This window comes from Henriciella marina (assembly GCF_027213945.1).
GTDB classification, from domain to species: domain Bacteria; phylum Pseudomonadota; class Alphaproteobacteria; order Caulobacterales; family Hyphomonadaceae; genus Henriciella; species Henriciella marina_A.
In genome coordinates this window covers 256579-274724 of record NZ_JAPWGW010000002.1, presented here as the reverse complement: position 1 = coordinate 274724, position 18146 = coordinate 256579, and the positions used below count along the sequence as shown (strand labels likewise).

The 18146-nt window shown below is 56.9% G+C and carries 16 protein-coding genes and 1 tRNA gene; 8 read left to right on the top strand and 9 right to left on the bottom strand.

What is annotated here, in order from left to right; genetic code table 11:
- Positions 1-135: 135 nt before the first annotated feature.
- On the top strand, positions 136-627 hold the full coding sequence (locus tag O4G74_RS07700; protein ID WP_269402055.1) for a hypothetical protein: 492 nt from the start codon (positions 136-138) through the stop codon (positions 625-627).
- Positions 628-630: 3 nt separating this feature from the next.
- Here O4G74_RS07700 and O4G74_RS07695 read toward each other — a convergent pair whose 3' ends face one another.
- From O4G74_RS07695 to O4G74_RS07685, 3 genes are read right to left on the bottom strand one after another with little or no spacing between them, the layout of a single operon-like run.
- Entirely contained in the window at positions 631-1158 is a 528-nt protein-coding gene (locus O4G74_RS07695) for a GrpB family protein (protein WP_269402054.1), read from the bottom strand.
- A gap of 27 nt (positions 1159-1185) precedes the next feature.
- Complete coding sequence (locus tag O4G74_RS07690) at positions 1186-1818, bottom strand: YitT family protein (protein WP_269402053.1); 633 nt, start codon at positions 1816-1818, stop codon at positions 1186-1188.
- Between the two features lie 30 nt (positions 1819-1848).
- Positions 1849-2871 carry a Kelch repeat-containing protein gene (locus O4G74_RS07685; protein WP_269402052.1) on the bottom strand — a complete coding sequence of 341 codons (1023 nt, stop codon included), beginning with the start codon at positions 2869-2871 and terminating at the stop codon, positions 1849-1851.
- Between the two features lie 179 nt (positions 2872-3050).
- On the opposite strand from O4G74_RS07685, the gene O4G74_RS07680 reads away from it, so the two are divergent.
- From O4G74_RS07680 to tgt, 6 genes are all read left to right on the top strand, one after another.
- Positions 3051-4286: an acyl-CoA dehydrogenase family protein gene (locus O4G74_RS07680; RefSeq protein ID WP_269402051.1), complete on the top strand. Its 1236-nt coding sequence runs from the start codon at positions 3051-3053 to the stop codon at positions 4284-4286.
- 154 nt (positions 4287-4440) lie between these two features.
- Complete coding sequence (gene gyrA, locus O4G74_RS07675) at positions 4441-7212, top strand: DNA gyrase subunit A (RefSeq protein WP_269402050.1); 2772 nt, start codon at positions 4441-4443, stop codon at positions 7210-7212.
- A gap of 54 nt (positions 7213-7266) precedes the next feature.
- A complete protein-coding gene (gene coaD / locus O4G74_RS07670; protein ID WP_269402049.1) occupies positions 7267-7761 on the top strand; it encodes a pantetheine-phosphate adenylyltransferase in 495 nt (164 codons plus the stop codon).
- On the top strand, positions 7758-8654 hold the full coding sequence (locus tag O4G74_RS07665; RefSeq protein WP_269402048.1) for a peptidylprolyl isomerase: 897 nt from the start codon (positions 7758-7760) through the stop codon (positions 8652-8654). Before coaD ends, O4G74_RS07665 begins: the two co-directional genes overlap by 4 nt.
- 9 nt (positions 8655-8663) lie before the next feature.
- Positions 8664-9716 (top strand): tRNA preQ1(34) S-adenosylmethionine ribosyltransferase-isomerase QueA, encoded by a 1053-nt coding sequence (queA, locus tag O4G74_RS07660; protein ID WP_269402047.1) that lies wholly within the window; start codon positions 8664-8666, stop codon positions 9714-9716.
- Between the two features lie 45 nt (positions 9717-9761).
- The gene (gene tgt, locus O4G74_RS07655) at positions 9762-10907 is read left to right on the top strand and encodes a tRNA guanosine(34) transglycosylase Tgt (RefSeq protein WP_269402046.1); all 1146 of its coding nucleotides are present in this window, start codon (positions 9762-9764) and stop codon (positions 10905-10907) included.
- Here tgt and O4G74_RS07650 read toward each other — a convergent pair.
- Positions 10852-11571: a hypothetical protein gene (locus O4G74_RS07650; RefSeq protein ID WP_269402045.1), complete on the bottom strand. Its 720-nt coding sequence runs from the start codon at positions 11569-11571 to the stop codon at positions 10852-10854. The genes tgt and O4G74_RS07650 overlap by 56 nt on opposite strands.
- Before the next feature lie 114 nt (positions 11572-11685).
- Here O4G74_RS07650 and O4G74_RS07645 point away from each other — a divergent pair.
- Positions 11686-11761, top strand: a tRNA-Lys gene (locus tag O4G74_RS07645).
- Between the two features lie 47 nt (positions 11762-11808).
- Here the strand turns inward: O4G74_RS07645 and O4G74_RS07640 are convergent.
- The 5 genes from O4G74_RS07640 to O4G74_RS07620 all read right to left on the bottom strand — a co-directional run bounded on the left by O4G74_RS07640 (position 11809) and on the right by O4G74_RS07620 (position 18143).
- Positions 11809-12885, bottom strand: a complete 1077-nt coding sequence (locus O4G74_RS07640) for an EpsG family protein (protein WP_269402044.1) — start codon at positions 12883-12885, stop codon at positions 11809-11811.
- A gap of 119 nt (positions 12886-13004) precedes the next feature.
- A complete protein-coding gene (gene asnB / locus O4G74_RS07635) occupies positions 13005-14978 on the bottom strand; it encodes an asparagine synthase (glutamine-hydrolyzing) (RefSeq protein WP_269402043.1) in 1974 nt (657 codons plus the stop codon).
- Between the two features lie 111 nt (positions 14979-15089).
- Positions 15090-16259, bottom strand: a complete 1170-nt coding sequence (wecB, locus tag O4G74_RS07630) for a non-hydrolyzing UDP-N-acetylglucosamine 2-epimerase (protein ID WP_269402042.1) — start codon at positions 16257-16259, stop codon at positions 15090-15092.
- A complete protein-coding gene (locus O4G74_RS07625; RefSeq protein ID WP_269402041.1) occupies positions 16256-17350 on the bottom strand; it encodes a glycosyltransferase family 4 protein in 1095 nt (364 codons plus the stop codon). Before O4G74_RS07625 ends, wecB begins: the two co-directional genes overlap by 4 nt.
- Positions 17343-18143 (bottom strand): hypothetical protein, encoded by an 801-nt coding sequence (locus tag O4G74_RS07620; RefSeq protein ID WP_269402040.1) that lies wholly within the window; start codon positions 18141-18143, stop codon positions 17343-17345. Before O4G74_RS07620 ends, O4G74_RS07625 begins: the two co-directional genes overlap by 8 nt.
- Positions 18144-18146 lie beyond the last annotated feature (3 nt).

Genomic DNA, 18146 nt, shown 5'->3' with positions numbered 1-18146 from the left:
TCCAACCGATCTATTTGGAGCTTTCAGGCCATGATGAAATACGCCCTATTACCTTTTGTCTGCATGGCAGTGACTGGCTGTGGTCCCGAGGGACAGGGTGCGGACGCAGGTGGCGTCCCGCGAGAAGAAGCGCGCATGGGAAGCGATGCCAATTCGCTCGTCGACAACGCGATCGAGGATGACACGACGCTTGCCGGGCGAAACCAGCCTGTCGATGCGTCGATGCCTCCGGTTGATGCTGGAGACCCTGCTGATATCGCGCAACGTTGGGCCAGCGCACTCGAAGCGCGCGATTGGGAAAAGGCCCGCCTGTCCTGGGGCGAAAGCGGCATGGCCAGTGGCCTCGACGCTGAAGAGTTTGAGGTCGCTTTCAGCAAGTATCGGACAATCGATATCGGCTTTGGTGAAGCGCGGCAGGAAGGCACGGCTGGAACGCTCTATTACGAAGTGCCCGTGACCATGACGGGTGAACTTGAAAATGGCGATGCTTACCGGATGGAAGGCCCGCTCCTGCTTAGCCGCGTCAACGATGTCCCGGGTGCGTCAACCGAAGAGCGCAAATGGCACATCGAGATGAGTGATTTGCGACCCAGGCCTGTGGACAAAGAAACCGGCAGCACTCAATAGGCGCTACTGGGGCTTGTCCGGTCTGGCGACCGTCATGACGCGATCGATGAAGTCGCTTTTTGCCTGCGTATAGGCTTCCCTGTCATTGCCATAGGTTTTAGCAAGCTTTCGCTTGAGACGGGCGTAGGCTTCGGCCTCTTCAGGGTGTGCGTAAAGATAGTCGATGAAGGCCAAGCGACCATGGAGGTCGCTGCCGGGTTCGCAGACATGTATGTGATGTGTTCGCTTCTCGCCTCGAGGCGGCATGCCCCGCACGAAGAAGAGGCGGTCTGTCTTCGGATTGTCGGCCCAATAGTCGTAGCCAAGTCTTTCCAGTTTTGCGGGTAACGCCGCTTTTGCTGAATTGAGGTCCGGCACGATGAGTAGCATGTCGATGATGGGTTTGGCGGGCATCCCTTTGATCGCAGTGCTTCCGAAATGCACAATGTCGATGATAGGAGGGTCCGCAAGTGCAGAAAGGATCCGTTGGCGCTCGCGCTGGAAAGCCGCAGGCCAATCGGGATTGTGCTCGGCGATCTCTATTTCATCCATTTGAGCGAATTCCAGACTTAGGCAGGCTTAGCTCATCCCGCGATAGCGGCCGGGGCGGTGATTGATCGCGACGGTCAGGTTCAGCACGAACGCGCCAACGATCGATAGCGCAACAAGCTTTAGCGGCAGCATGAAAAGCGCAATGACGAGGATAATCAGGTCGATGATCAGCTGGAACAGGCCGGCGCGAATGATGCCCCGGTCCTGAAGGAACTGGGAGAGGATTGTCACACCGCCAATTCCCGCGCGATGGCGCAGCAGGACGACAAGGCCCACCCCCATCATCGCAGCGCCAGCGACAGCAGCGAAGGCCGGCGCGAGAAAGCTGAAGTCTACCCAAAGCGGAAGCAGGCGCGTCTGTAACGAAACAAGCGCCACCGACGCGAATGTCCGGAGCGTAAAACCCCACCCCATGCGCAGGATGGAAAGGGCGAAGAAGGGCAGGTTGAGAACGAAGAAGACCGGGCCAAAGGTTAGTGATGTGCCGAATTCGACAAGGAGGCTAGTACCTGCAACGCCGCCGGTGATCAGCATGGCTTCGCTGTAGAGAATGACGCCAAAGCTTAGCAACAGCGTGCCAAGGATCAGTGCCTGTACGTCTTCGTACCATTTGTGGGGAACGACGGCGGCTTCGGCTTCGGTTTCAGGTGCATCGGACATGGGCGCTCATTGCGCGAGGCGGTCGCTGCGTCAAGGCGTGTAAATCTCCACCGCAGCGCTTGTGCGACTGCCGCCACGCTCCAGCGCACCGCCGATTAGATAGATGTCGTTGCCGACGGTTACGCCGCCCAGTCCATGCCGGGGCTTGGGCATATCCTTGATGGCCGACCATTGGTCAGAGCGTGGATTGTACACCCATGCGTCTTCATAGACCCCGCCTCCATTCTCAAACCATTCGCCGCCGAAGGTGTAGAGTTTGCCGTCGACGATGCCGCTGGCAAGGCCGCCCTGAGCGCGAGGCATGGGGGCGAGTGTTTCCCAGCGATCGGTTCCAGGATCATAGACTTCATGAACGGTCGTATTTCCACCTTCCACGGTGCGGCCAGCGACGACATGAAGCCGTCCATCAATCACACCGGAAATAGCGCTGTTGCGGGCGGTCGGCATCGGCGCAAGCTCTTCCCAGTGCGCGCCGTTAAAGCAGAGCAGCGTTCCGACATCGGTATGGTCGTTCCAGTCGAGATTGCGGGTGCCTGAAGGCTGGCGTCCGCCTGCAAGATACAGCTTTCCGCGGATGATGCCGCCGCTGCTTTCGCCGTTCACGACGGGCAGGGAAGGCGCCGGAAGCCAGACATCGCCAGCGGCATCATAGCGCCAGGCTGTATGCTGCATTTGCCAGCCGCCCTTCGGCCCGGATTCAAACCCGCCAATGCAGTAGAGTGCATTGTTCAGGCTGATGAGTTGGGGGTGGTGTCTGGCGACGGGCAGGTCAGCGAGCGGCGTCCATTCTCCGGTTTCAAAGTCGAGTGCGTGGTGAGCGCTCGTGGGGCCGGTGATGTGGCCATCTTCGGCAATGAACCCGCCCGCGAGGTGGATGCGTCCAGCATGCAGGCAGGGATAGATTTCCTGAACGGGGAAGGGCAGCGATGGACCATCGCGCCAGCCATTTGTCGCTTGGGGCTGCTCACTGTTCGCGGGCCGGGCGGCGCAAGCTGCGGCCAGGCCTGCGCCGAGCCATTGAAGCGACTGGCGGCGCGTCGGTGTCAGTTTCATCTACGAATTCCTCTCTACCCATCGCTGTAACAATAGGCTGGCGCGAAGCATTGGCAAAGCTGGGGCGCGTGAGCGGAGAATTCTTGGCCGTAGCTAGGCGGAGCGACGCGGCGGCAGGCCTGTGCAGCCTGATAATTCCTGCCTAGCCTGTCTCCAGATAACGATCAGGGAGAGAATACATGGCTATCGATTTCACCATTCCGGAAGACGCAAAAAAGGTCCGCGAAAAAGTGCGTCAGTGGGTGCAGGATGAGTGTATCCCGGCAGAGAAGCGTCTGACCGACGGCGAGGACTACAAGACGGTCCTGAACGAGTTGCGCGCCAAGGCGCGTAGTCAAGGCCTGTGGCTGCCCTTCATCCCAGAAGAACATGGCGGTATGGGCCTTGGCCCACTGGCTAACGCCCTGGTTCAGATGGAGCTTGGACAGAGCCATCTCGGCGCGCTGTCGATGAACTCGCAAGGGCCTGACGATGCCACCATGCTGACGCTGCTCGCGCACGGCACCGACTATCAGAAAGAGAAATTCCTCAAGCCGATCCTGAACGGTGAAAAGCGCGTCTGCTATTCAATGACGGAAAAGGCTGCGGGTGCTGACGCGACGGGGATGCAGACGCGCGCTGAGAAGGACGGCAACAGCCATTACGTTCTGAACGGTGAGAAGTGGTATTCGTCTGCCGCGAGTGTCGCCGACATCGCCGTTGTCATGGCGAAGACCAATCCGGAAGCCCCGCGCCATGAGCAGTTCTCCACCTTCATCGTCGAGCTGCCCAACGAAGGCTACAATATCGTCCGCGATATCCCGACCATGGCCGTGCATGGGCCGCTCTATGAGATCATGGGCGGTGGTCATGCCGAGGTGAAGATCGAGAACCTTCGCGTGCCGCAGGAAAATCTGCTCGGCGGCGAAGGCAAGGGCTTCGCCATGGGTCAGCACAGGCTCGCTTATGGGCGCCTGCGCCACGGCATGCACAATGTCGCCATGGCGCAGCGGGCGCTGGACCTCGCAACTGAGCGCGTCACCAGCCGGACGACCTTCGGGAAGGGCCTGGAAGACCGTCAGGGCGTCCAGTTCATGCTGGCAGAGTGCGCCAGCCAGCTTTACATCGCGCGTCTCATGCTGATGCACATCGCCTACAAGGCCGAGAACGGCATGGACCTTCGCCAGGAGAACGGCATCGCCAAGGTCTTCCTCGCAAACATGGTTCACAAGGTGGTCGACACGGCCATCCAGCTGCATGGCGCGCTCGGCTATTCGCTCGATACGCCGCTTGCTGCCTGGTACACGCATATCCGCTCACAACGCCTCGTTGACGGCCCGGATGAGGTCCACAAGTGGATCACCGGCAAGAACGTTATCCGTGCCTTCAAGAAGGATGGCACCACGGCCGCCGCAGCGGGTGGTGACCTCCTTTAATTTCAAGGCTTTGACGCCTCTTGTTCGCCAAAGGGGAGCGCTGCTGAAAAGCGGCGCTCCAGTTTGTGTCGTCAGCCCGCGTTTGCTAGTCTGACAGCAAGTGATCGCGGGCGATTCGACGCCGCGCGCAAAGTAGACAAAGAGGCTAAAGCCCGTGAGCGACGAGACCACTCCGCCGGACGAGCCGGAAACGCCAGAAACCCCGTACGAGGATGGTATCGATCCGGTCGATATCGAGGATGAGCTAAAGCGGTCCTATCTCGATTATGCCATGAGCGTAATCGTCAGCCGCGCGCTGCCCGATGTTCGCGATGGCCTGAAGCCGGTGCATCGGCGCATTCTTTACGCGATGCATGTCAACGGCAATACGCCGGACAAGGCGTACAAGAAGTCCGCCAACATTGTCGGTGCCGTGATGGGTAACTTCCACCCGCATGGCGACAGCGCGATCTATGATGCACTTGTGCGCATGGCGCAGCCTTTCTCCATGGGTCTGACACTGGTCGACGGGCAGGGCAATTTCGGCTCGATCGACAATGATCCGCCAGCTGCGATGCGTTATACCGAATCGCGGATGACCAAGGCAGCGCAATATCTGCTCGCCGACATCGACAAGGACACGGTCCAGTTCCAGGATACGTATGACGGTGTCCAGCAGGAGCCGATGGTGCTGCCTGCGCAGTACCCGAACCTTCTGGTGAACGGTGGCGGCGGTATCGCTGTCGGTATGGCGACCAACATCCCGCCGCACAATCTGGGTGAGGTCGTCGATGCGACGCTGGCCATGATCGATGAGCCAGGGATTGACGACGAAGCTCTGCTTGAGATCGTGCCCGGCCCGGATTTTCCGACGGGTGGTCTGATCCTTGGCTATGCCGGTTCGCGCAAGGCGTTGCTCGAAGGGCGCGGCTCTGTCCTGATGCGGGCGCGAACGGAGATCGAAGAGGTCAAGTCAGGCCGCCAGGCGATCATTGTTTCCGAGATCCCGTACCAGGTGAACAAGGCTTCAATGGTCCAGAAGATTGCCGAGCTGGTGCGTGACAAGCGTATCGAAGGCATCGCTGACCTGCGTGATGAATCCGACCGCCACGGCATTCGCGTCGTCATCGAGATCAAGAAGGATGCGAGCGCCGAAGTCGTGCTGAACCAGCTCTTCCGCTTCTCGCCGCTGCAGACCTCTTTCCCGGTCAACATGCTGGCACTGAATGGCGGGCGACCTGAGCAGCTGAACCTGCGCGCTGTTTTGCAAGCCTTCATCCAGTTCCGCGAGGAAGTGGTCGCCCGGCGCACCAAGTTCGAGCTGAACAAGGCGCGCGATCGCGCGCACGTCTTGGTCGGTCTTGCGCTGGCCGTTGCCAATATCGACGAGGTTATCCGCATTATCCGGAACGCGCCGGACCCTAATTCGGCGCGCGAGCAGTTGCTCTCCAAGGCTTGGCCGATGATGGATATGGGGCCGCTGATCGACCTGATTGCTGACAAGCGGACACGCCGCGCTGAGGGTGACACGATCTATCTTTCCGATGAGCAGGCCCGCTCCATCCTCGCACTTCAGCTGTCGCGCCTTACCGGACTTGGCCGAGACGAGATCGGCAATGAAGCCAGAGGCCTGTCCGACAAGATCGCCGATTTTCTAGACATCCTGCGTTCGCGCCCGCGTATCCTCGACATTATCCGCGCTGAGCTTCGCGAAGTGAAAGAGAAGTTCGCTGTGCCGCGCCGGTCGGAATTCACTTTCGTCGATGCCGATCTCGATGATGAAGACCTGATCGAGCGGGAAGACATGGTCGTGACCGTGACGCATGGCGGTTATGTGAAGCGTGTGCCGCTTTCCACCTACCGCACACAGCATCGCGGCGGCAAAGGCCGCTCTGGCATGTCGATGAAAGACGAGGATTTCGTCACGCGGCTGTTTACGGCCAATACGCACACCGAGATCCTGTTCTTCAGCTCTGAAGGCATGGTCTACAAGGAGAAGGTGTGGCGTTTGCCAATCGGGTCTCCGCAGGCGCGCGGCAAGGCGCTGGTGAACATCTTCCCGCTGTCAAAGGATGAGCGTATCGAGAGCGTCATGCCGTTGCCGGATGACGAGGCAGCGCGCGAGGAACTCGACCTCATGTTCGCGACGCGGTCGGGTAATGTGCGCCGTAACAAGCTGTCCGATTTCACGCGGGTGAACCGCAACGGCAAGATTGCCATGAAGCTCGACGAGGGCGATGGCATCGTGTCGGTGAAGATCTGTTCCGACATGAATGATGTCATGCTCACCACTGTTCTGGGCAAGTGTATCCGTTTCCGTGTCGACGATGTTCGTGTCTTTGCGGGCCGTAATTCGACCGGTGTACGAGGCATCCGTCTGGACAAGGGCGATGAGGTGATCTCGCTTGGTATCCTGCACCATATCGATTTCACGTCCGGAGAGTCCCGTGCCTATCGCAAACACGAGATCGCAAAGATGCGCGCCATCTCCGGCGAAGAGGTCGATGAGGACGAAGCCATTGCTGACGATGAGGACGATGGCGGCGAGGACGATGTCTCGCTGAGCCCGGAGCGTATAGCAGAGATGGGTGCAGCCGAAGAATTCATCCTGACGGTCGCCGATGATGGCATGGGCAAGCGTTCGTCTTCCTATGACTACCGGGTCACGGGCCGCGGCGGCAAAGGCCTTGTCGCGCATAATATCTGGGGCGCTGACAAGAAGAAGGGGCCGGTTAAACAGATCGCGCAGTCCTTCACCGTCGACGACAATGACCAGGTCATGCTGGTGACAAATGCGGGGCAACTGATCCGCACGCGCGTCGACCAGATCCGTATCGCAGGCCGCGCGACGTCGGGCGTCTGGGTGCTTCGCACGAATGAGGGTGAGCGGGTTGTCTCTGTAGCACGCCTTGTAGAAGACGGCGAAGACGATACAGAGGAAGAATAAGTCAGCCCCGCCCGGGGGCGACGCCAGAAAGATTACAAGGCGAGGAGAGTGTCCATGCAACGTGTCGGGCTTTATCCGGGGACGTTCGACCCCATTACTGCGGGACATCTCGATATTATCGGCCGAGGGCTGAAACTGGTCGACAAGCTGATCGTCGGCGTTGCCGTGAATGAGGCGAAGAAGCCGCTCTTCTCGCTAGATGAGCGCACTGCCATCGTCGAGGAAGAGACAGCTAAGCTGCATAATCCCCGGAATGTTGAGATCGAAGTCCGCTCGTTCGACAATCTGCTTATGCATTTTGCTGAAACCTGTGGCGCGCACGTTATCATCCGCGGGCTGCGCGCTGTTTCGGACTTTGAGTACGAATTTCAGATGACCGCGATGAACGAGCAGCTGAACCGCGAGATTGAAACCGTCTTCCTTATGGCGGATGTTCAGCATCAGGCTGTGGCTTCGCGTCTCGTGAAGGAAATTGCGAAATTCGGAGGCGATATTTCATCGTTCGTCACGCCAAGCGTGCGGGCCAAGCTTCTGGAGAAGTATAAGTGAGATTTTCGACATTTGCGGTGAGCACGCTGGTTCTTGCAGGCATGGCGGGCGCAACTGCCTGTGCGCAGGGGACAACGGAGGCGCCTGAGCCCCCGGTCTACACAGTGCAGGATGTCGAGGCGTCGCCGGATGCCTGGCGACTAGCCGATCCCGAGAACCTGATGGTCATGGAGACCTCCAAGGGACGTATCATTATTGAAATGCTGCCAGAGGTGGCGCCGGCGCACGCCCAACAGTTCCGTACCATTGCGAGCGAAGGCAAGTGGGACGGCACTGTCTTCCACCGCGTCATCGACGACTTCATGGCGCAGGGCGGCGACATCATGGCGATGAATGGCGAAGGTTCCGGCCTTCCCAATATTAGTGGTGAGTTCACCTTCCGCGCCAGTCCAAGCGAGATGCCGATGAATGTTATCGGCCCAATGGATTCAGCGACCCAAGGCCTCTATATGGGCTTCCCGATGAGGACGCAGGCCCAGTTCCTGGCTGAGCTCACAGGTGATGCCGCGGTCGAACGCTGGATCCCGCATTGTGCTGGCGTTGTGTCAACCGCGCGGACGAGCGATCCAAATTCTGCGAACAGCCAGTTCTTCCTCATGCGCCATCAGGGCGATCACCTCGATAAGCAGTATACGGCCTGGGGTCGCGTGGTGGACGGCTTCGACGTTGTGCGCGCGATCAAACATGGCCCAGCTGGCACAGGTGTGCCAATCAGCGGTCCAGACCAGCTGACCCGTGCCTACATGGTGAGCGACCTGCCTGAGAGTGAACAGCCACAGGTCTTCGTGCAGCGCACCGACACTGAAGAATGGACCGCGCGCCTCGCCGAAGCAGACCAGACCGATACCGATATTTGCGACGTGATGCGTGTGCCGGCCGTCGTCGCAGAATAGGAGGGCAGGGTGGACCTATCCGCCTTTGCCTTCGAGCTTCCAGAAGAGCTGATCGCATTGCGGCCTGTTGAGCCGCAGGATACCGCGCGGTTGCTTGTGGTGCACGGCGATGGCCGGCTGGAGGATGCGGGCGTACGCGACCTGCCGCGCTATCTATCAGCTGGCGACACGCTGGTTTTCAATGACACTCGCGTTATTCCGGCAGCGTTGAAGGGCGTTCGGCCAGCGCGAGATGAGAAGGGCGCTGACGTCGGTGTCGATGCCAATCTGGTCGAACGTGTAGGTCCGGACACTTGGCGGGCGCTCGCCCGGCCGGGTAAACGCCTCAAGCCGGGCGATACGATCATGTTCGGGGAAAGCTTCGAGGCGACCGTCAGCGAGAAGGCCGACGGTGCGGACCTGTTGCTGGTCTTTAACAGGTCAGGCGACGCGCTTGATGAAGCGCTGGACGCATTCGGCGCAATGCCCTTGCCGCCCTATATTGCGCGGCGCAGAGCGGCCGATGCGAAAGATCGCGAGACCTACCAGACGAGCTTTGCCGGTGATGAGGCGCAATCTGTTGCGGCGCCGACCGCGGGCCTGCATTTTACGGCACGCCTGCGGGACGAGATCGCAGCCGCAGGTATACACAGCGAATGGGTGCGCCTGCATGTCGGACTTGGGACGTTCTCTCCGTTGCAGGAAAGCCAGCTTGAAAGCGGGCGCCTGCATGAAGAATGGCGGCGAGTCAGCCCTGAGGTGGCCGAAAAGCTGAACGCGGTGCGCGGCAAAGGTGGACGCGTCGTTCCCGTCGGCACCACGGCGCTGCGTACGCTGGAAAGTTCCGCGGAGAGCGGACAAATTATCCCCACCCTCGGGCCGACCGACATCTTTCTTAAACCGGGAGACCGACTACAGGCCACAGATGCGCTGGTGACCAATTTTCACCTGCCGGAAAGCTCTCTTTTCATGCTGGTCTGCGCCCTGATGGGGACCGATATCATGCAGGCTGCCTATGCGCACGCAATCAAAGAAGGGTACCGCTTCTACTCTTACGGGGATGCCTGTCTGCTACTGCCATGATCAGTCAGTCTTGCCTTGTGGGCGATAATCGCTAGAGCCGCCGCCATGGCGACTTTTCCGTTTGAAATAAAGGCCCGCGAGGGCAAAGCCCGCACCGGTGTCCTGAAAACGCCGCACGGCGATATTCGCACACCTGCCTTCATGCCAGTCGGGACGGCAGCGACGGTGAAGGCGATGTATATGGATCAGGTCGAACAGGCTGGCGCCGACATCATCCTCGGTAACACCTACCACCTCATGCTGCGCCCGGGCGCAGAGCGGGTGAAGCGGCTTGGCGGTTTGCATTCCTTTTCGGGCTGGAAAGGCCCAATGCTGACCGATAGCGGCGGCTTCCAGGTCTGGTCGTTATCGCAACTTCGCAAGATGGACGCGGATGGCGTGACGTTCAGAAGTCATATTGACGGCTCTGAACATCGCCTGACGCCGGCGCGGAGTATCGAGATACAGGCAGACCTTCTGGGTGCCGACATCTCCATGCAACTTGACGAATGCACAGACTTTCCGTGCACGCATGAAGAGGCAGAGCGCTCCCTCAACCTGTCGCTGGACTGGGGGGCACGCAGTCTTGAAGCCTTTGGGGAGCGGGACAGCCAGACGCTGTTCGGCATCGTTCAGGGCTCTAACTTTCCCGACCTCCGAGAGAAATCGGCCAAGGGTGTCGTGTCTCAGGGGTTTGGCGGCATCGCGCTGGGCGGGCTAGCCGTAGGGGAGGGGCATGATCAGATGTGCGCGACCATCGATATGACGGTCCCACACCTTCCGGATGAGAAGCCGCGCTATGTAATGGGCGTGGGCAAGCCGATCGATCTCGTCGAGAGTGTCGCCCGCGGCATCGACATGTTCGATTGTGTCCTGCCGACGCGCGCCGGACGGCACGGTCAAGCCTGGACATGGGAGGGGCCAATCAACCTCAAGAATGCACGGTTTGCCGAGGACTTGTCACCCATCGACGAAGCAGTGCCGTCGCCTGCAAGTCAGGATTATTCAAAGGCTTATCTGCATCATCTTATAAAGTCCGGCGAATATCTCGGCTCCATGATCCTCTCTTGGCACAACACCGCCTTCTTCCAGGCGCTGATGGCAGAGATACGCCTCTCCATCGCAGAAAACCGGTTTGATGCCTTGCGTAGAGAGCTCAGTCTTCGGTGGGCCGCAACGAAGTCGGCTGCGCGCGCGCCGAAGGACGCCTGAGGTCGACGGGGCCCTCTTGCTGCGGCTGTGTTGGGGCCTCTGTCGCGGGTGGCGGCGGCGCAGGTGACGACGTGGTAGGCGCCGGCGCCTTCAGCGGCTTGTCACCGCGGTAGACCACGGGTGGCTCAGTTTCCTCAGCAAAGACCGGCGCAGCGATCCCCTCGCAATTCTTGGTACGGCCAATCGCTTTCAGATAGGTCCGGCGCGCGCGGCCGCGGTCAAATGCTGCGCGCAGCTTCTTGTCGTGACTGTTGGCCCCGCTGAGGCGTCTCACCCAACCGCGATAAGGGATCAGGCCGCGCGCTTCAGACGCGACCACGCCAAGCACCCCATCTGAAGCGGTGTCTGCGGCACGCTCTGACAGAGTGGCCTGCTCCTCTTCGGTCACATCGTCCCAGTCTGGTGGAAGGATCGCGTCCAGGGTCTCGATCTCTGCAGCAATGTCCGCGCAGGATGCGGTGTGGTCGACCTTGTATGGATTGGATATGGCCGCGAGGACCTCCGGCACTTCGTCCTTGCGAAGATTGAGGTCCTCAAGCGGTGAAAGGGCCGCATCGGTAAAGCCCGCACGGGTCTGCGACACGGCTTCGCCAGCCGGTTTGCTGGCGCAGGCAGCCAGGATCAGCGACGTCGAAAAAAGGGCAAGAAAAGCGGCCTGTCTCATGCCGCATAGAAGACACCAGCAAGTCGGCAGAAAAGTGGCGCAATTTCATCTGCAATTAGGGCGTTGCAGCGCGTTGACCTGCGGTCCGCAGTCGACTAGTTAGCACGCTTCGGCGCGCCCATAGCTCAGTTGGTAGAGCAACTGACTTTTAATCAGTAGGTCACAGGTTCGAATCCTGTTGGGCGTACCAAAAATCCTCGAATGATCAGAGAAACGTCAGCCATTGACGCGAGCAGTTCAGGCTATTTCAGGCCAGATACGATAGGGAATCCACCATTGCGAGTGAGCAGCGAAATTTAGCCACACAAATAGTACAATGGCGTAGTAGGCCAAGATGCCGAGGGTCACTGATGTTTGCTGTCGGCCAGTCCTTCCGAGAACATATGGCAGGTGAGAAAATACAAACAACTGTAGTGGCAGGAGGTAAAGCGCCATCCTGTCCAGAGCCGTAGAAGGCACGCCAGCAAAAATCGCTACAAACAGGGCGCTTGAAAGCAACGCCGCCACGGTCCAGAACTTACTTGCCGCTTCAGAGACGACGAAGCGCTTTCTATAGATTAAGAATAGAAAGCCGGGGATCATGTTCATCGATATTCTGATCAGCGCCCCTGAGGAAGTGTAGTCTGCGCCAATGTAGCCGGCAATCATCTGGTCGGCATAATCTGCCAAGAAGACCATGTAGCCACCGACCCCGGCGAGGCCGATAATCGGGATCCAAAGAAACCGATTTTTGTTCACCGACGCCGCGCCAAGCGCGATCATGACGATCGCTGTCTTATGGAAAAGGGCGCCAATTGCGACCCAGACCAGAAACCGGATGAAGCGTTCTCGACTGAGCGCGACCAAACCAGTCATAACGAAGCCCAAGGCAACACCTTGGCGCGCGTAGCCCATGCCTACAACGATGATGACGTAAGGAAAGGCTGCGGCAAGAGCGAGCCAGGGGCGCGGCAGGCTCAGGCAGAAAATTGTTGTTCCGACGGCAAATAGCAGCCCTGCTGCCAGATTCACCCAAACCAGTGATCCACCGGACTGGCCCACCAAGTAATTTAGGGCCCAGTATCCCGCATCGCCCCGTGAAATGGCTTCTTCAGGTGATAGAAACTGTGACTGGTCAAATATCCGGACATACGCATACCAGTCACCGCCCACCTGATAACGCAGGCCTACGAAAAGCGTAATGGCGAATATGACAAATAGCCAGCTCGGTTTGAACCTGACGGGGACAGTGCCGTCTCGCCGTATCCGGCGAAGAGGCTTGGCGCCTATTGCAGCTAGCGACGCCAGGATAAAAATGGCCCAGTAAGGTAACATTGCAGGCTTGTTATCTGTGATGACGGTTCGGTCGAAACAAAGAAGTGTTGCCTACGCAATAATCGGTCCAGATTGAGCGCGGGAGTTGTTTCTTGCGCCTTGATCGTTCGTCAGCCCGGTCAAATTGGGTCTTCACGCCATGATTGGTACATGAGTATCGACCAGACAAGACTCTCGTGATCTCGTCGACCGGACCGATGCTCGGACCAGACCTGCATAACCTTCTTTGAGTTCAGAGCGTCGGATCTGTCCAAGGATTCTTTGCTAAGAAGGCTCTCTGCCCAATCTGCCAGGGGGCCTCGCAACCAGCGACCGATGGGAAGAGCAAATCCTGCCTTTGGTCGATCCATGAGGTGCGTTGGCACGAACTCTTTGAGCAACTCCCGTAGCACCTTTTTTCCGACTCCATCCGAGGCTTTTTGGGCCATGGGCATGCTCCAGGCAAGCTGCATGACCTCCCTATTGAGAAAAGGCGTTCTTGCTTCCAGGCTCACGGCCATGCTTGCTCTATCTATTTTCGCAAGCACATCATTGTGTAAATAGTTGGTGAGATCGTTGATCATCAATATCTCTGAAAAATCCAGATCATTCAGGCGATTCTGATTTATGGATACATTGAGTTCTGACTTTTCGTCCGTGCGCAAAATGTCGGACTGGTCGCACGTCCGAAGCAGAGCATCCTCGAATCCATTTTGATCGCTTGCCTTTAGGAGGCGAGCAACTTTATGAAGTTGTTCACCTGCGCGCCCCTGTCCCAACTGACCGGAAAGCGTCTTAGGCAGACGATCAAAAAATGCGGTGAGCATTTGTGGCGGAATTGACTGAAGCGTCGTTGCAAGTCCTCGCCTGACTGACGCGGGCATAGCTGAGAACTGTGCCCAAAGTTTCGGACCGAATAGATATCGGTTGTAGCCGGCAAACATCTCATCACCGCCGTCGCCCGTTAAAACCACCTTCACGTTCTGGCGTGCCATTCGTGAAACCAAATAGGTTGGGACGAGCGATGAGTCTGCGAATGGCTCGTCGCAATGACGCGCCAGCATTGGGATTGCATCGAGAACGATCGACTCGTTCAAGATGGCAGTTTGGTGCTGCGTTCCCAGATGAGCTGCTACGGCTTCGGCATATGGACTTTCATCATAACCAGACTCTTCAAAGCCGATCGTGAACGTCTGGACGGGAGTGTGAGACGTTTGTTGCATCAAGGCGGTAGTTAAAGTGCTGTCTATACCACCGGATAGCAGGGCCCCGAGGGGAACATCTGCGACCTGACGGCGTGCTACCGATCTGGAGAGAACCTGCTGGGTGGCTTTTACGGCGTCAGAGAAATCACCCTGGAATGGCTGACGGCGAGCCTCCAGCGCGTGCTCAATTGGGTCGAACCATGCTTTTGCCTCGGGCAGCCGTCGGGAGTGGATGTCTGCAGCGGAAATTTCAAGAGTGTGGCCCGGAGGAAGTTTGAGTATTCCCTCGTAGATTGTCTTTGGCGCGGGAATGCATGAGTAGGCGAAATACGCTGAGAGCGCCGATCGATCTTGAGGCGGCGCGAAACCTGGCCAGGCTTTTAAAGCAGAAAGTTCGGATCCGAATAGGAGAGTGCCGTCCCAAATTCCGTATGAAAGCGGCTTTTCGCCGAAAGCATCGCGAGCGAGTATCAGCTTTCCTTTGCTACGGTCGATCAAGGCGAAGGCAAACATCCCATCGCAAAGGTTGAGCGCCTCGTGCACACCCTTTTCCGCCAATAGCTCAAGCAGCACTTCAGTGTCGGAAGAACCACGCCAACTTCTTCCACCTCGCTGATCCAACTCCCGCTTCAGCTCTTGGTGATTGTAAATTTCCCCGTTGAACGCGATTACAAAGCGTCCACAGTGGGACTTCATTGGCTGGGCGCCCGTAGGCGAGAGGTCCACAATCGACAGACGGCGGTGAGCTAGTCCTAGCCTGACCTCACCAACCGAGCCTTCATGTACCCATTGATCTGCAGCGTCTGGTCCCCTGAAACTGATCGCCTTACCCATTGCTGCGAGTCGTTCAGTAGCTTCAGCGCGACCCAGACGGCCAGCGGGATCAAAAAACCCTGTTATTCCACACATGAGAAAAACTTAGGGCGATCGCAAAAAAGAAGGCTGAGCATAAAAGAGGCGTTTACGACGCTGAGAAGCGAGATTTTGATGGGAGGGAATAAGGCTACTGCGTTATGCAGACTATCGTCCACGGCCTACCATCCGACGTTTTAGAAGCTCTGCAAAGTTGGTTCGGCGAAGCACATCTACGATTCGAAGCGCGGCTGTTCCGTTGCCATAAGGGTTCTTGATGCAGCTCATCTCCTGGTACAGCACCTCGGATAAAAGAAGGCTGTTGACGCTTTTTTTGAGTGCGTCACCGTCATACCCAACCATGCGAACAGTACCGGCCTCAATGGCCTCTGGTCGCTCACTGGTATCTCGGGTCAGGATTACCGGTTTTCCTAAGCTGGGCGCTTCTTCCTGTATTCCGCCAGAGTCAGTTATGATCAAATAACATTTGCTCATGAGATATACGAAATCGACGTATTCCACGGGATCTATCAGGTGAATGTTGGGTAGGTTGAGCAAGGCGTCTCGTGCTGCGTCGCGTACTTTTGGATTCTTATGAACGGGGAAGACAAACCCTACGTCTGGGTGCTGTTCTGCAAGATCCGAAATTGCGGTAAATATCCCTTCCATCCGGCTTCCAAAGTTCTCCCGCCTATGATTTGTCACCAAGATGAAACGCGAAAATTTTTCGACGAATGAATATTTAGCTTTCAAACATGCGGTAGTTGAAGCTTGGGGTAGAAGCGTTTGCGATACATACAGTAAACTATCGATACCTGTATTACCAGTTACGTATATTTCGCGTTGTTTTCCTTGGTGGATTTCTAAGTTTCTTGCGGCTGATTGAGTTGGAGCAAAGTGCAATTCCGCCGCGATGCCCGCCACCGTTCTTGAGAACTCCTCCGGCCAGGGAGAGTGGACGTCGTGCGTCCGCAGGCCTGCCTCAACATGTGCAATTGGAATCTGGCTCAGAAATGCGGCTAACGCCGCGGTGAGTGCTGTCGCGGTATCGCCATGTATCATAACACAATCCGGTTTCTCCACCGAGAGAACGACGTTGAGCTTCGCTAGCATGTTCGCGACAAGGTCTGGTAGAGATTGACCATGGCTCATCACATCCAGATCGTAGTCTGGTTGAATACTGAAAAGGTCTAATACCTGATCGAGCATGTCCCGATGCTGTGCGGTGACACAAAGTTTTAGATCAATATCGCCTGGATATCGTCGAATTTCGCGGACCAGTGGAGCCATTTTGATAGCTTCAGGCCGAGTGCCGAACACCATTAGAATCTTTTTCATTCGTTCAATTCTGAGGCAAGGCCAGCAAGTGCCAGCGTGTTGTTTACCATCCGCGCAGGTGTGTAATTGGAAGCATCCACCTGATGCAGAGGGCCCTCTAGCAGAGCGTCTTCCAAGTTTGAGACCCAATTTTCAACTTCAAAGTCTAGAACTGGATAGTCAATGAATAAACGAGGAACTTGGAGGTCGCCGAAGGCGCAAGTTGCGAGGCCGTTTAGCTTCGCCTCTAGGAGCGAGAACGAGAATGACTCTTTGGTGGAGGTGTGGACATACACACGGTGTTTTTGAAGTTCGGCGAATACGTTTTCCTTATTAAGACGCCCGGTAAAAACTACCGGAATAGCTCTCTGGGCAACGAGTTCTTTAAGCGCATTCTCTTGGGGCCCGTCCCCAATGATCGTAAGAGTGACGTTGGGATTGCGACGACTAAACTCTGTAAAAACGTCAATCAGGAAGAAGAGGTTCTTGCGTGGTTCAAGGCGCGCTGTGACCACCAGGCCGGTTCTCGCGTTGGTGGACGGATTTTTCCAAGCTTCTGCGGGCACGTCTAAAGCGAGAGGCACGACTGAGATCCGCTTCTTAAGCTTGGCGCCAAAAATGTCGGACCGGAGGAACTGCAGATATTCGTCAGATACCGTAATAACCTCATGTTCTATTCTATTCAGAATAGAGATTTCTTTCTCTATTAAGCGGTCTCGCCATCGCTCCCGATATCTAAGGCCTTGTAGATTGTCGCTCCAAGTGGCGTGCAACATGGTCACCGAAGGCGTTTTTGAGTTCCAACTGATATAAATTTCCTCAAATATCGTTAGTTCAGCACCTCTTTTGCAGAAAAGTCGGAATAGAAAAGCAGATACCCGGCCACGATAGTAAAAACCTAGAGGAGAGGCGAAAAGGTTGATGATTTTGCCCAGGATAGTTGGTATGTAACGCGCGAATATCGGCAGATCGTCTGCGGCGATAACCTCCACAGACCAGCCTGTTCGCGCAAGTTCCTCGGCCGTTTCGACTGCGTGTTTGTAGGCACCCCCGGTTCTGTGGCGAAAGCCGGCATAATATATAATTGCGCGTGCAGAGCGAGCCTCAGTCATCAAAAAATGACCCCCACTTTGACCCCTCAAAGTACGTTTTGAGTTGGTCGAAATTCTCAACCGTGTCTCTCAACGAACGATTGTGCTGCTTCCGAAAGTCCGTCTTTGGACTATGCGCTACCAAGCCTAAGAAGTTTGAGATACGCGCTGTTTCACGCGCAAAGTCGATCACCGTGTTTTCGTAAGTCACATCAAGAAACGGGTTGTTGGAGAAGTAAGACTTTCCCCAATCTTCCCATTCCTTGTTGCGTACGAAATCCGCTTCCAATTCTTCGGGCGTAAAGCGAACTTTAGCGGCATCAACGTTATAGAATTTCGCGTCCCCGTCTGTCCGAATGCCATAAACGCCTGTCTGATAGGCGATACGTGACGACACGAGCGCGTGCAGAAGGTTTTCGCGCCGCAGCTGAATGACGTGCAGGTTCTCAGTATCTCTCAGCATCGCCCAGATGGGGCTGTCTGTTCGATCTTGTGGATGATAATAGAAGATCTTGAAGCCCTTGGCAGCGATGTAGAATGGCTGGCGGCCGAAAGTCCGGTCCAGGATTTCGCGTTCAGAACTGTCGTAGATTTTCCCGAACACCTCATAGTCTGACGCAATTTTCGGATGAGAGTTCAGCGCCTGAATGAGTCTATTCGAGCCTGTTCGATCTCGCGTGAGAACGACGAACTTTCGGTAATCGCGGTGTCCAACTGGGGCTAGCACTTTATGCGTTATCACGGAGGCAGCCTTGGCCGGATTGCGCGCCGCTTTGACCAGATTCTGTCTGAGGTTTGAGATCGCTTTTGCCAACTG